Here is a 14,009-nt window from a genome sequence, read left to right as displayed (position 1 = left end):
GTCCGGGCACCCTAGACCCGAACGACCGGCATTCGGAGGGGACTGCATGACGGACAACGACGGCGACGTCTACGACCCGCGGAAGGGCTGGCTGCGTTTGGAGGTCTACGTCGAGCCCGAGAACGGCATTGCCATGTTCATGCGCAACGGTCACGTCTCCGCGAGGAAGGACGACTCCCCCCTCACGAACGAGTGGATCAGCAGGCTCAACGATGCCAAGGTCACCGCACTCCATGTCCTGCTCGTCACCGAAGACAAGATCGGCGACCTGTTCCACCCCTGTGTCTACGACGACAAGAACAGCCCCTCCGCCGTCATCGGCAGTGGATGCCTCTGCAAAAAGGCCCTGACCGATCCGCTGACCGGCCTCCCCGTGGTGCGCGAGCACTACCGTACGGTCAGTGGGAACATCGAGACCTGGACCTACCGCTCAATCACCGGCCGCGGGCTCCCGCCCGCCTCCAAGGCCGTCAGCATCATCATCGACCGGCACCAGTTCTGGTTGCGGGACGACGATGGCACCCTCCAATTCCTTCCCCGTACCGACAACTCCGGCTACGGCATCGGCTACGCCGGCGGAGGCCCCTACACCCTCTGCCAGATGATCGAGCAACTCGTCGAATCCGACGGCGCCACTGCCGTGCCGCCCCTACACCGGCCCAAGCCGAACGCGGCCCTCGCCGCGTGGGCCCGCGACAAAACCATCGACCACCAGGGCGAATACACCCTCGCAGATCTCCGCGCACTGATCCACTGACCCCACTGCCGAGCGGGCCACGGATGGCAGCTCCCCCAGCCAGCGACGGCTGCCATCCCTCCTGGCCACCGTCTCCCCGCCGGACCAACCCCTGCCAGTGCCTGGCGTCCGCGACGGCGGCCGCCAGCTGTGCCTGCGTCTCCTCCGTGGCGCCGGTGACGTCGGCGATCTGACCGCACAGCCGGGACACCACGACGACGGCCCCCACCTTGCGGGCGTCGGCGAGCTGGCGCAGCAGAACCTGCACCCGAGACTCGGCGTCCGGGGCTTTGCGCGCCCTGCCAGCAGTCCAAGCCGGGGCGGGCCGACTGCTACGGGAGTGGATGATCTTCTCTACCGCCGGTGTCGACAGGCCGCGCTCGTTCAGCGTGCACGTGTCCAGCGCGAACCACTCGACGGGCCGTGCGAACGCCTCGGTGCCGATCTGTACCCGGCGGGCGGTGCCTTCGCTGTGAAGGCGGATCCGGTGCACGTACCAGCGGCGGATCAGGGTGTCCCGGTCGACCGGCACCGACATCCCCAGCACCGGCTCGATGCCGTCGTCGTCCCACACCGGCTCCACCACCTGGTCCAGGTGCACGCGCAGCCGGCGGTGCCGCAAGGTGATGTCCACCAGCGAGCCGACCGGTGCCCCGTCCGGCTGGGCGCAGCTCGCTGAGGATGCGCCCGCTGACCTGGACTCGTGGGCACGAAGGAACCTGGGCCGGTTGTCGGCGATCGAGAAGGGGTGGCTGGACGCGGCGCGGGGGTCCACCCTGACGCATGGCGATCTGCGCCCGGACAACATGGTGATGAGGGGTGGCGAGGCTGTCGTCGTCGACTGGTCGTACCTGAGTCAGGCGGCCGGCTGGTGCGATGCGGTGTCGCTGGTGCCGCACCTGATCCTTGCCGGGCATGATCCTGCTTCCGCCGAGGAAGTCATTGCCCCGCTGCTGGGATCGGTGCCGGACCCGGACGTGGTGACGGCGTTCGCGGCGGCGTTCGGCGGGTTCTGGGAGCGTTCCTCCCGTAACCCCTCTCCTGCGAACGCTCCGCACCTTCGCGGCTACTGGCCACTGCATCGGCGAGGGTCTGGCGTACGGCGTCGCGTACGGCCGGGGCGACCCGCTCCTCCAGCCCGTCCGTTGGCCCTGTTGGACCCAACAGGGCCAACCACTGCTGAACGGCGATGTCCGGGGAAGCGGTTGGGCCCCGGGACCGGCTCCGAGGCTGCGCCGGGCAGCCACGGATCCGGGCGTACCCGCTGGAGATTCCGATGGCTCCCGAGCGAGCGGTACCGTCCCAGATAGACGAAGGGGACGCCATGAAGTGGAACGAGCACACCACCGGTCAGCGAATCAAGCTGCTGCGCGGAGCCGTCACTCAGGAAGAACTCGCCGAGAACGCGGGCCTGTCCATCGCCACGGTCCGAAAGGCCGAGCAGGACCGGGGGCAGATCTCCCTGCCCACCCTCCTGCGGCTCGCCCACGCCCTGGGCGCCGACATCTCCGTGATCGTCGGCCAGCAGGCCCCCCGCAGGGCGATGCTCGCGGACGACCGGACCACCCTGCGCGAGCTGTCGCGCACGGTCCACGACACCGCGGCGGGGATCGGCACCGACAGGGAACCCGTCGACTTCACGGGTGATCTCGCGGCGGGATGGGACGCCTACCGGGCCGGGCGTATCGGGGTGGCCGGGCAGTTCGCCGCATCCTGCGTCAGGGAAGCGGCAACGGCCCTCGCGGACGCCGCCGAAGACCGCCGCATGACCGCACGCGGAGCTCTCGCCGACGCCTACCGCCTGGCCGCCTACGTCGCCAACCAGTTCGGAGTCCGCGATCTCGCGTACGCCGCCATCGGCCACGCCGCCGACCAGGCCCGGCAGGGAGGCGATCCGGTGCGGGAAGCCTCCGTGGCTTCGGGGCGCTCGTGGGTCTACCTGCGAGATGCCCGACTCGATGACGCCGAGCGCACCGCGGACATCTCCTACACCAGCATCGAACCGGCCTACAGCGACCGCGATCCCGTACTCCTTGCAACCTACGGGTGGCACGTCACCTTCGCGGCCGTCGTCGCAGCCCGTCAGGGAGATACCGTCGCCGCCGAGGATCTGCTGTCCCAGGGCTTCGCCGTAGCCACCCGGCTGGGGCGTGACGTCATGGTCAACGGCACCGCGTTCGGCCCCGCCGCCGTCACCGCCCAGGCCGTCGGTATCGCCGTGTCCACCGGCAAGGCCGCAAAGGCCCTGAACCTCGCCACGCAGGTGCACGACTGGTCCTCACTGCACCAGGCCGCACAGAACCGCCTCCAGCTCGACATCGCCCTCGCCCAGTGCGACACCCAGCAGTACGACACCTGCCTGGACACCTTGCTGACGGTGTGCAAGGAGCACCCGGAATGGGTGCGCCACCAGACCCTCCCCGGCGTCATCGCCCAGCGCGCTGGCTACGCCACCACCTCCCGCTCCCGGAAGATCGCAAAGATCATCGGGGCCACCCTCGCGTAACTGCTACGCCCCGTCGCACTCCATCCCTGCACGGATCCCGGTAGTGCTACGCCCGCGCTCTTCACTCCCTGCGACGACGCGATCACCCTGGAGAGCCAGCAGGTAGCCGGTCCCCGTCGTCCCCCCTTCGGGACCGGCTGCTCCCCCTCCAGAGCGAGGAGCGCTCCATGACCGAGCCCCTCCCGCGCCGTACCCCCGGCGTCAGCGGACGCAAGACCGCGATCCCCGATCCGCTGCCCGGATTGCCGAGCCGTGACCTACTCCTTCGGGTCGCCGGCGGCTGGGAGAAATTCATGCGCAGCAGCGGGAGCCAGCCCGGGGACGAGACATGATCGACGCCCCCCGCCCCGCCTCCCACCAGGCACTCCCCGCATGGCTGTTCGAGGGCGCCCGCGTCTACGACCCCGGCCGCGACCGCGAAGCCGTCGTCCAGGCCATCGCCGACTTCGAGGACCCGGCCACCCGCCGCTTCATCAAGAACGCCGTGTTCCTCAGGCCCGAGGGCGGCGGCAGGGAATGGATCGTCGCCCCGGAGGTCGCCCGCCCCGCAGAGGAGCGTTAGAGCGGCCACACAGCTTCCCGCCCCGCACTACCTGCAGCACCGCCCGGGACGGGATGCACCCCCCCTGCACCACTCGCACACCATCGAGAGGAGCACCACCATGTCCGACACCACCCAGGTCAACAACCTGACGCGGCGACTGGACCACTCGGTTCCGGACGGCGTCTTCGAGCCGGAGACGCCCGCCGTCGAGTCCCTGACCCGCCGCCTGGACCACTCCGTCCCCGACGGCGTCTTCGAATCGGAGACGCCCGCGGTCTGACCTGGCGCTGCACTGACGCCGATTAGTTGACGGCATGGCGGGTCGGCTCGGGACGAGTGTCCGGGCTGGCCCGCCTTCTCATCCGGAAGACCCATATTCCAGCCAAGGAGGCCCACCGTGCACGCCACCATCACCACCCGAGTAGAGCCCGGCTCCTTCTTCGACCTCAGCCGGAACGACCCGGCACTGACCCGTCTGCGCGAGGACGACGCCGAGCAGGCTCTCCCGTTCGCCCTGATGGAGCGCCTCGTGAAGTCCGGCATCCCGTACGCCGAGCACGCCCGCACCCTGAGCAGCGACAGCGTGGACGTGGCCGGAACCCGTTTCACCTGGTTCGACGCCGAGCTGCCCGAACAGATCGCCCGCGAGATCAGCCTGGCGGACTACGAGATCGCCCCGCACACGGACGGGCGTCGCGTGGCGCTGACCCAGGCGCTGGAGCGGCTGGCCACAGCCCACCCCGAGGGCTTCGCCCGCATCGCGGAGTTTGTCCGGGGGCTGCTGTGGGTGGGGCTCAAGCCCGGCGTCCGCGCCCCGTCCCTGACCAGCTCCAGCGACCCCGCGCTCCCGTACGTCATCGTGTTCTCCGAGAAGGCGCGGCACCACATCCCGCCGAACACCGTCAGCCCGGAGCCGTCACACCTCTTCCTCGCGGAGAACCTCCTGCACGAGGCGGTCCACCAGTCGGTCAGCTTCCACGTCCTCCAGCACCAGGTCTTCGCCGACGGGTACTCCTCCAAGACCTCCCCCAAGATCGAGATCGCGTGGCGTGCTGCGCAGGGGGTGGCCCGCAACCAGTTCTGGGAGGTGGACCGCGCCTTCCACGCGACGTGCGTCTACAACCAGCTCCTGCGGTTCCGCCGGACCGAACTCGACCGCGACGACCTGACCGCGGGCGAGCGCGCGCACTTCCAGGCTGCCTACGACGAGGGCATGCCGGCCGTCCGCTACCTCATGGGCCGGCTCGAACTCCTGGGGGAGCACTTCACCGTGCACGGCAGGGAACTGCTGGCCGACCTGCGCAACCAGACCGACCAGCTCTAGCCTCAGCGACCAGACCGGGAACCGAACGAGGGAGAGACGAGTGCTCCAGCACCTCATCACACACGGTGAGGACTTGCGCATGGTCCCCACCGACCACGACCAGTTGACCACCGCCGTGCAGAACCTCCGCGAAGAACTCCAGGCGCTTCCCGAAGGCACGGATGCCGCACGGGCACGCGTCCTGGCCCGGTGGACCGGCATCGGCCTGCTAAGCCTGGGTGATTACCCCGACGCACGCGTGTACCTGCGCCGAGCGCTCGACCTGGCCACCTCCAGCGGCAACACCCAGGCCGTCATCGCCACCGAACTCAACCTCGCCGACGCGTACCGCTACGCCGGTGAGGCGGAGAACGCTGACGTGCTCTACCGCAGTGCCTTGGACGGCGCCCGAGGCCGGCACCCGGAACTTGTCGACTTCGCCCTCCAGCACCTCGGCAAGCACCTCATGGAGCAGGGCAGCCTCGTCCCGGCCCGCGCCCACCTACAGGAAGCCCTGCGACTGCGGACCGCCAAGGGCGATGCCGGGCTGATCGAATCCACCCAGGCCGCGGTCGACCGCGTGGAACTGCTGATGAGCCGCGCGAGCGCTGGCACACCCGCATCAGCGGACGGCGGGAAAGGACCGCCACGGTGGAGCAGGCAATGGACTTCCTGGCTCCAGTCCCGCACCACGGCCCGGACGTCGGCCGGGTGGGAGGAAGGGTTTCCCGCTCTCCGGGACGCCGTACGCGACCTCACCGCGCACGAGCGGGTACCACCCCGCCACCTGCGTGACCAGTCGTTCCCCGCCGAACTGCTCGCCGGCATGGCGGAGGAGGCCGAGAAGTCCCTGGCCGCTGACGGCTACCTGCACAACGGCAAGTGGAACGCGGCCGTCGGCGAGGCGGCGAACCGATTCGCGGGACAAGTCGATCTCGCCGCCGTCGTAGAGCGGTCCACCGGACTGGAGGTCGAGCACCCTCACAACGGCGTCTACATCGCCTACCTGGAGGAGGGGCAGTTCCTCGACTTCCACGTTGACGAATTCGGCTTCGGGGAGGCCAACCTGATCCTGTGCCTCAAGCACGAACGCCTCGCCGCGGCCCCCGCTGTGAGCTGCACCGTCTTCATCGACGCCGACGGCTACCGCGAATGCGATCTCGCACCAGGAGACTGCGTCGTGTTCGATGGAGCGCTCACGCCGCACGGCCGGACGCCCCTCGGCGCCGGAGAGAGCGTCATTCTCGTCAGCTTCGGCTTCCGCGCGCGGGATCAGGCTTCGCGTACGGTCGCCCACCTCCCACCGGTCCCGCTCTGAGGACAGCATCCCCTCCAGGAGACGCCCCCTTGACCAGGCCTTCGCCCGTCCCCGTCCTTGCAAAGATGGCTGTGGCCGCCCACTGCCTCCGGCGCCCGCCTCACCTCCGGTGATCTGGCCGAGCGCTCCGGCCTCAACAGGTCGCGGCGCTCGCCACCGAGCTGGTATCCAAGGACGCGGCCGCCGTCTCCCACAGGTAGGACCGCCATGTTCGACGCCCCCGCCCCCGCCACCGTCGACCGGATGCTGGCCGCCCAGCAGCACGCTGCCGACCAGTTCGGCCTGCGCGCCACCGGCCGCCGGGTGTGGGGGTACCGGGGCCGCACCCTCTCGGCGGCCGCTGGCCCGCACTGGCTGCGCGTGGTCTGCGCCGAGGCTGGCACCGAGGGCGGCACGCTGTGGAACGGCCCATCCACCTCCCGCGCCCTCCCCGCCTCGGTGCCGCGCCCCGACCTGTTCCGCATCCAGGACTGGACCACCGACGGCTACGCCTACCGGGCCGAGCTGTACGCCCTCGCCCCCGACCCGACGGTCTCCCCGCGCCCCGTCCTCGACGCGGACCCGGGCCTGCCCGAGACCTGGTGGAAGGAGATGACGGCGGCCCTGGACGCCCTCGCCGACGTGCCACCTCCGGCGGACCGCGAGGCCGTACGCGAGGAGTACCTGCGCCGCGTCATCCCCCAGTTCACCGGCCACCAGGTCGACGAAGTCACCTGGAGCACCGCCCACGGCGACCTCCACTACGGCAACATCACCCGCGGCCCGCACATCCTGGACTGGGAAGGATGGGGCCGCGCCCCGTACGGATACGACGCGGCCACCCTGTACGTCTACGCCCTGCTGACCCCCGAGACGGCCGCCCGCATCCGGGCCCAGTTGGCCCCCGTCCTGGACCGGCCCGAGGCCCGCACCGGCCTGCTCACCGTCTGCGCTCAGGTCCTCCAGGCCCAGGACCGCGTCGACTTCTACGCCGAGCTCGCCGACCCCGTCCGCGAGCACGTGGCCCACCTGTAGCCGCGCCCGTCCATCTCTACGCATCGAGGTGACCCGCAGGGTAGCGGGAGCGGCCAGATTCGGGGCAGCCTCCGCTGGCCGTCTCTCGGACCCGCGCTGCCCCGTTCCGGTGAAGTCTGACCGTTCTCGGCATGGTTTGCCCACGTTGCTTCTAGGCTCTGGGCCGGTTTCACCATCTTTCTACCGAACGGGGAGCAGCATGGCCGAGCAGGCCGACCTCATCCTCCATGGCGGCGACATCGTCAGGCTCGCTGAGCATGGCGACGAACGGGGCGAAGCGGTGGCCGTCAAGGACGGCACCATCGCCTTCGTCGGCCCCGAGCGGGAGGTGCTGGAAGGCTGGCGTGGCCCGCGAACCGTCGTGCGGGACCTCGGGGGGAGCGCCCTGCTGCCCGGGTTCATCGACGCGCACGGACACCTCGGAGGCATCGGCTTGCAGGCCGTTATCGCCAACCTGCTTGCCGACCCGGACGGCGACGTCACCGATCTGGCCTCTCTGAAGGACAAGCTGCGCTCCTGGGCTGCGGGCCCGGTGGGTGCGGACTCCGATTGGATCATCGGCTTCGGGTACGACGACGCGATGCTCGCCGAGGGCCGGCACCCCACCCGCGACGACCTCGACGAGGTGTCCACGGACCGCCCGGTGCTCGCCATCCACCAGTCCTTCCACCTCGGCGCCGTCAACAGCCTCGGCCTGAAGCGGCTTCGCTACTCGGCCGCCACACCCGACCCTGAGGGAGGGGTGATTCGGCGGCGGGAACTCGCCGTCCCGCCCTCGTACGGCGAACCCGACGGCGTGCTGGAGGAGAAGGCGTTCACCCCGGCCTCGGACCTGGCGTTCGTGGGGCTGCCGCAGCGGGTGCTGCTGATGCTGTTCGCGACGGGCGCGGCCACGGCGGCGAGCTTCGGCTTCACCACCGTGCAGGAGGGCGGCACCACCCTCGCCAACCTCAAGGCGCTGCGGGACACGGCCGCCGCCGTGCCGCTCCCGGTCGACGTGGTCGCGTACGTGAAGGCCGACGAGGCGACCTCGTCCCCGCTCGACGACCCGATCGGGGTGAGCGACGAGTACGTGGACGGTGTCCGCGCGGCCGGCGTGAAGCTGGTCCTGGACGGCTCGCCGCAGGGGCGCACCGCGTGGCTCACCGAGCCGTATCTGACGCCGCCGCCCGGAAAGCCCGAGGACTACTGCGGGTACCCGGCGGTGCCGGATGACGCGGTGGTGGCCAAGCAGATCGGTACGGCGGTCGAGCGGGGCTGGCAGGTTCTGGCGCACGTCAACGGCGACGCGGCGATCGACCAGTTCCTCAAGGGGGTCGAGGCCGCGGGGCCGGGCCGGCGGCCGACCGTGGCGATCCACGCGCAGACCGCCCGCGAGGAGCAGGTCGACGCGTTTGCTCGGCTGGGAGTCCTGCCGTCCTTCTTCTCGATGCACACCTACTACTGGGGCGACTGGTACCGCGAGACCGTCCTCGGCGAGCAGCGGGCGGAGAGCATCTCCCCTGCCCGGTGGGCAATCGACAGGGGCTTGCGCTACACCTCGCACCACGATGCGCCGGTGGCGCTGCCGAACGCGATCGCCGTGCTGTCCAGCCAGGTGACCCGCCGCACCCGCAGCGGCCACGTCCTTGGCCCCGACCAGCGGGTCTCCGCCCTGGAGGCGGTTCGCGCGATCACCATCAACGCCGCCCACCAGTACGGCGAGCAGGACCGCAAGGGCAGTATCGAGGTTGGCAAGGTCGCGGACCTGGTCATCCTCAGCGCGAACCCGCTGACGGTCGACCCGGAGGAGATCCGCGACATCAAGGTGATCGAGACCATCAAGGCCGGCACCACCGTGCATCCGCCCGCCGCACCCACCGGCATGGCCTCCCGACCCCCCCCAGACCGCACCCACCCCGCAGTGGGGCTGCTCCTGCTGAAACCGGCACGCTGCTGCCCCACCACGCCCGGCGGCTGCAGCCGCCGGGCGTCGCTCTTCAGGGCTGTCGGGCGGCCACCTGGGTCGCGGTCAGCTTCCGTCCTTCGTGGTCGCTCCTGGAACACCTCTCCGCCTGGCAGCCCACCTGCGGCACCCATGTTTCATGAGGCGTTGCAAATGCCGGGATACCTGAAGCACCCTCCTGAAACAGTCCGGGGCCGTAGGTGGCGCTTCAAGGACGGCCTCCTCGGCACATGGTGGTCTCACGGAACACCGTCAGGCGATCAGGGTGTGCGGATCACTGCTCCCGAGACGAACCACTGCACCAGGGCGGCGGCCAGGTGTACCCCGGCCCGGGCCGCTTCCAGGGGCTCGGGCACGGTGCCGTTCTGGGCTCCGTGCCGCGAGGTCTGCCCCTCCCACAGCGCGCGCATCATCGCCTCCACCGGGGCGACCGGGTCGCCGGCCGGGCTGGGGAGCGCGGTGGTGAACTTGTGCCGCGCCTGCTTGAACTCCCCCAGCATCGTGCCGAGGGTGGCCTTCGCGTTGTTCGGCTGGATGACGGCGTGCGCCGCGGACTCCACCGCCTTGATGGACTCGCTGTACGCACGTACTGGATCCGGGCTGCGCCCGTAGGCCGCCTGCCATGCAGCTGCGAGGTGGTCGGCGGCAGAACCTGCGCCAGGGGCAGCCGCTGCATCGGCGATGGTGTGCCGGACGGCGTCGCGCACCGCCGGGGTGACCCGCTCCTCCAGCCCGTCGAATGCCTCCGTGACCCGGTAGGCGGAACCGGCGTCGTCCAGCATGCGACTGAGTATGGCCATGGACGCGGGGTTGACGTCCTCGGTCTCGACTCGAACGGCCAGGAGTGCGTCGACAACGTCCAGCAGTTGGGTATCGGTCGAGGCCGCCAGCGGAGCGATGTAGTTGGGCGGCACCACCCGGAAGTTGCTGTGGACGGGGGTCGGGCGGATACGCAGTCGTAGGCAGACGGTCTGTGCCGCGCCCACATCCGGAGAGCCGGTATAGGTCAGTTCGTCGCGCACCCAGAACTGCAGCGATTCAAGAAGGTGCTCGGGCACTCCCTCGAACGGTCCGTCGTGGTTCGCCGCAGCGAGGCCGGTGCGGACGGAGAAGCGCGGGCGGGGCGTCGTGGTCATGGCGAAACGGTAGCGGCGGACGGGGTCGCGTCGGATAACCTCCCCTTATCCGACGCGACAACAAGGGTGAAACGGACGTCGGTTGAATTGGAGGGGGAACCGCACTGATGAACGATGCCGAGCTGTTGCGCGTGGCCGCGACGGCGGTCTGGGGCGTCCAGGACCTGCGGATGGAACGGACGGCGGCCCGGCCGCGGACCTCGGCCCCGCCGCAGCTCGACTTCCCACCGGTCCGCAACGGGCTCGACTACCTGGCCAGCGTCGTCGAGCACCTGGACGAGACCGAGTCCGAGGTGACGCCCCGGGAGGTGAAGTACGCCGTCCTCCACCTTCAGGCCGCGGTCGAGCTCCTGTTCAAGGCCCGCCTGCTCGCCGAACACTGGACCCTCGTCTTCACCAACCCCGGCGACGCCACCCGCAAGGAGCTGGACGAAGCCACGCTCAAGAGCGTCACGCCCGACCAGGCGGTCACCCGGCTTCGGAACATCGTCGGCGTCCCCATCTCCGACAAGGAGGTGAAGGCCCTCAAGAAGCTGACCGAAGACCGCAACAAACTCCAGCACTTCGGCCTCACCCAGAACGCCCTTGCGGTCGAGGCGCGTGCCGGCGAGGTGCTCGACTTCCTCATCCGCTTCGCCGATACCCAGCTGATGCCCTACCTCGGACCCGAGGAGCAACACGAGACGAAGCGCAGTCTCGGGACTCTCCGCGAGGGGCTGGGCAACATCAACTCCTACGTGGAGAAGCGGATGAACCGGATCGGCGGCGAGCTGCGCGACGAGCGCGTTGAGAATGTCACCGTCGAGTGCCCCGCCTGCGAGAAGGTGACACTGGTCCTGGATGAGGATCCTCCAACCCTGCCGGCCGACGAGGGAGTCTTTTCCACCTGCCGATTCTGCTCCGGCGTCTTCGCCCTCGATGTCCTGCTCGACCGCTGGGTCCCCGGGTCATGGGACATGCACGACAGGCCGTCGGATGCCAACGTCTGCCCCCAGTGCGACCAGCAGGCGCTCGGTACCGACGTTCGGGTACGCAGCGAAGCGGAGCCCGTCTACTTCTGCTTCGCCTGCTCACGCATCATCCAGAAGGTCGCACCCTGTGAGGGCTGCGGGCGACAGATCGACATCTCGGGCGTGGGCGCCTCGCCATGGTGCAGTTCATGCGAAGACTCGTGGGAGCCCGAGGACGAGCCGCACTACGAGGACCCCGAGGACTACGGGTTCAACGGGGAGGTCGGGTGACCACCGAGATCGAACTCCCGACCCCAGCCCCGGCCGAACGACTGGCGCTCATCGAGCGGTGGGCCGAACGCCACGGCGTCGATGCTGCCCGCCGCCTGGCCGAGGCCGAGGACCTGGCCGACGCGGTGGCCGCCGAAATCACCCCGGACAACACCCTCGATACCTACACCAAGAGCTGGCGGGTGTGGAAGCGGTTCTGCGCCGTGAGCCGCCTGCCCGAATCGGAGGGTTCGCGCGGCGCCCTGGTCGCGTTCGTGACCTGGATGCTGCGCGAAGGCCAGCAGAACGGGAAGGGGTACGCCCCGAGCTCCGCCGGCACCCACCTGGCGGCCGCCGTCGTCGGGCTGCGCCAGCGCGGCGTGACGGTCTCCGGTGACGACCAGGCCGAGGCCCGCGCCGCGCTGGAGGGCCTGGCGGTCAAGCTCCTGCAGGCCGGGGAGCGGCGCGGCCGCGGACAGGCCGTCGGCGGCGACATCGACGGCCTGCGGGCCATCGCCCGCGCCTGCCCCGACACCCTCGCGGGCGACCGGGACAAGGCGCTCACCCTCACCGGCTTCCACTACGCCAGCCGCTCCCAGGACCCGGCCGGACTGCTGACCGGCGACGTCACCCTGCACCCGCGCGGCCTGGTCGTCGCCGTGCTCACCGGCAAGACCAAGCACTCGGTGCGCAACGCGAAGATCCGCTACGCCGACGAGGTCGAGATCTGCCCGGTGCGCGCGTACACCGCGTACCGCACCCGTCTGGTCGCCGAGCACGGCCCTCGGTGGGTCGACCCGTCGACGCCAGCGTTCGTCGGTATCGACCAGTGGGGCCACGTCACCGGCGGCATGGTCCCCGACTCCGTCACCCGCGCCATCAAGCGGATCTCCACCCGGGCCGGGGTGCCGATCGCCTGGACCGGGCACTCCCTGCGCATCGGCCTGGCCTCCGTCGGCCGCCGCAAGGGCAAGGACGGCATCGCCATCGCCGACCAGGGCGGCTGGGCCCGCCACTCCCGCTCGATGCTCGGCTACATGCAGCGCGACGATGGCTGGGACGACAACGCCTCCGCTGGCCTCGCCTGACGGAAGCGCAGATCAGACCCGGTCGGACCCATTAGACCCAACGGGTCCGACCGGGGCTGAGTCGTGCGGCGGGCAGCTACCCGGCGGCGCGCTCGTGTTCCGGAACTGGCGCAGGCCCTCGCCGCCGTGGCGGCCGCCACCAGTGGTGCCCGCTGGCGCCTGGGCATCGCCGTCGACGACCAGGACGCGCAGCCGACCGCCGAGGCGGTGCGGCCTCGGGCCCGGATCGACCGCCGCCCTCCGACGGATCTACTGCTCGGAGGAGTGCCGCATCACCTCCCGCACCAGCAAGGAAGCCCGCGAGACACGCATCTGCCCCGTCTGCGACGGCACCTTCGATTCGCTCAGGACAGTCCGCCAAATCTACTGTTCCCCCGCCTGCCGCAAGGACGCCGAACGCCAACGGGACCAAGCCAGGGATGACGACCGGGCCCGTCGGCTCGGAGGAGCATCACGGCCGGCTCCAGCTGCCACCCCGCCCCTCGCTGATCTCCCACCGGCCAAGTCTGCGGCACGAGCCTCGCGACAGGGACCCGAAAGGGACCCGCTCGAACCCACCGCCACCCGCAACTGCCCGCACTGCCAGCAGCCCGTCACCATCGTCGCTCTCCTGGCGACACCGGAAGCCGCCCGACCGTCGATGCCGACCGGCCTTCCCGATGCCGTCCCACTCCGCAGGGCTCCATGACAGCCAGACCGATGGGTCGGCAGTCCGGAAATCCAGCTGCCGACCACAGGCCGTGATGGCAGGCTCTGCCCATGGTTTTCCTTCGTTGCAAAGCGGTCCGATGGGTCGATGACGAACCCCAGCCCGGCCTGGTCGAAATCCGCTTCACCGACGCCCACCAGCAGCAATGGGCCTTCGTCGACAAGTGGCCCATCTTCACCGGCGAGGACCTGACCCCCGACTCCGCCTATCCCGTCGAGGTCGGCATCCTCTGCGACATCCTGAACACCGCCACAGACACACTTACGATCTCTGTCGCGCCTTGGGGACTCGAATCACTCGACGGACGCGTCGAGTTCGAAGTGCGATCTGATCAATTGACCACGAGCTGAGGTTCACGATCACCGGGCCCCGCCGACCTGACGGTCGGCGGGGCCCACGCATGCTCGCCGATCCCCACCCTCCTCACACTGTTCAACCAACAACAGAGTGAGGCGAAGAGCGGCAGCGGCCGTTTTCAGGCTCTGACCGG

13 protein-coding genes are annotated in these 14,009 nt (G+C 70.0%); all 13 read left to right on the top strand.

Annotated elements, in window-relative coordinates:
* Nucleotides 1-46 precede the first annotated feature (46 nt).
* The 13 genes from ABZW32_RS14930 (at nt 47) to ABZW32_RS14870 (ending at nt 13,869) form a co-directional block, all read left to right on the top strand.
* Complete coding sequence (locus tag ABZW32_RS14930; protein WP_356215513.1) at nt 47-757, top strand: hypothetical protein; 711 nt, start codon at nt 47-49, stop codon at nt 755-757.
* 533 nt (nt 758-1,290) lie between these two features.
* Nucleotides 1,291-2,046 carry a phosphotransferase gene (locus ABZW32_RS14925; RefSeq protein ID WP_356215578.1) on the top strand — a complete coding sequence of 252 codons (756 nt, stop codon included), beginning with the start codon at nt 1,291-1,293 and terminating at the stop codon, nt 2,044-2,046.
* A gap of 14 nt (nt 2,047-2,060) precedes the next feature.
* A complete protein-coding gene (locus ABZW32_RS14920; RefSeq protein WP_356215511.1) occupies nt 2,061-3,242 on the top strand; it encodes a helix-turn-helix transcriptional regulator in 1,182 nt (393 codons plus the stop codon).
* A gap of 167 nt (nt 3,243-3,409) precedes the next feature.
* Entirely contained in the window at nt 3,410-3,574 is a 165-nt protein-coding gene (locus tag ABZW32_RS14915) for a hypothetical protein (RefSeq protein ID WP_356215509.1), read from the top strand.
* Nucleotides 3,571-3,804, top strand: a complete 234-nt coding sequence (locus ABZW32_RS14910) for a hypothetical protein (protein ID WP_356215507.1) — start codon at nt 3,571-3,573, stop codon at nt 3,802-3,804. The genes ABZW32_RS14915 and ABZW32_RS14910 overlap by 4 nt, the downstream gene beginning before the upstream one ends.
* A gap of 100 nt (nt 3,805-3,904) precedes the next feature.
* A complete protein-coding gene (locus ABZW32_RS14905) occupies nt 3,905-4,066 on the top strand; it encodes a hypothetical protein (RefSeq protein ID WP_356215505.1) in 162 nt (53 codons plus the stop codon).
* 117 nt (nt 4,067-4,183) lie between these two features.
* Nucleotides 4,184-5,110, top strand: coding sequence for a hypothetical protein (locus ABZW32_RS14900; RefSeq protein WP_356215503.1), 927 nt, complete (start codon nt 4,184-4,186; stop codon nt 5,108-5,110).
* A gap of 79 nt (nt 5,111-5,189) precedes the next feature.
* Nucleotides 5,190-6,407, top strand: a complete 1,218-nt coding sequence (locus tag ABZW32_RS14895; RefSeq protein ID WP_356215501.1) for a tetratricopeptide repeat protein — start codon at nt 5,190-5,192, stop codon at nt 6,405-6,407.
* Between the two features lie 207 nt (nt 6,408-6,614).
* On the top strand, nt 6,615-7,421 hold the full coding sequence (locus ABZW32_RS14890) for a phosphotransferase (RefSeq protein ID WP_356215500.1): 807 nt from the start codon (nt 6,615-6,617) through the stop codon (nt 7,419-7,421).
* Nucleotides 7,422-7,620: 199 nt separating this feature from the next.
* Entirely contained in the window at nt 7,621-9,978 is a 2,358-nt protein-coding gene (locus ABZW32_RS14885) for an amidohydrolase family protein (RefSeq protein ID WP_356215498.1), read from the top strand.
* Between the two features lie 631 nt (nt 9,979-10,609).
* Nucleotides 10,610-11,743, top strand: coding sequence for a serine/arginine repetitive matrix protein 1 (locus ABZW32_RS14880; RefSeq protein WP_356215496.1), 1,134 nt, complete (start codon nt 10,610-10,612; stop codon nt 11,741-11,743).
* A complete protein-coding gene (locus ABZW32_RS14875; protein WP_356215495.1) occupies nt 11,740-12,810 on the top strand; it encodes an integrase in 1,071 nt (356 codons plus the stop codon). Before ABZW32_RS14880 ends, ABZW32_RS14875 begins: the two co-directional genes overlap by 4 nt.
* Nucleotides 12,811-13,569: 759 nt before the next feature.
* A complete protein-coding gene (locus ABZW32_RS14870; protein WP_356215493.1) occupies nt 13,570-13,869 on the top strand; it encodes a hypothetical protein in 300 nt (99 codons plus the stop codon).
* The last annotated feature ends 140 nt before the right edge of the window (nt 13,870-14,009 follow it).

The sequence above is a fragment of the Streptomyces sp. NPDC004667 genome, from assembly GCF_040609475.1.
GTDB lineage: Bacteria > Actinomycetota > Actinomycetes > Streptomycetales > Streptomycetaceae > Streptomyces.
The sequence above is the reverse complement of the archived record's forward strand: the minus strand, read 5'-3'. Positions and strand labels throughout refer to the sequence as shown.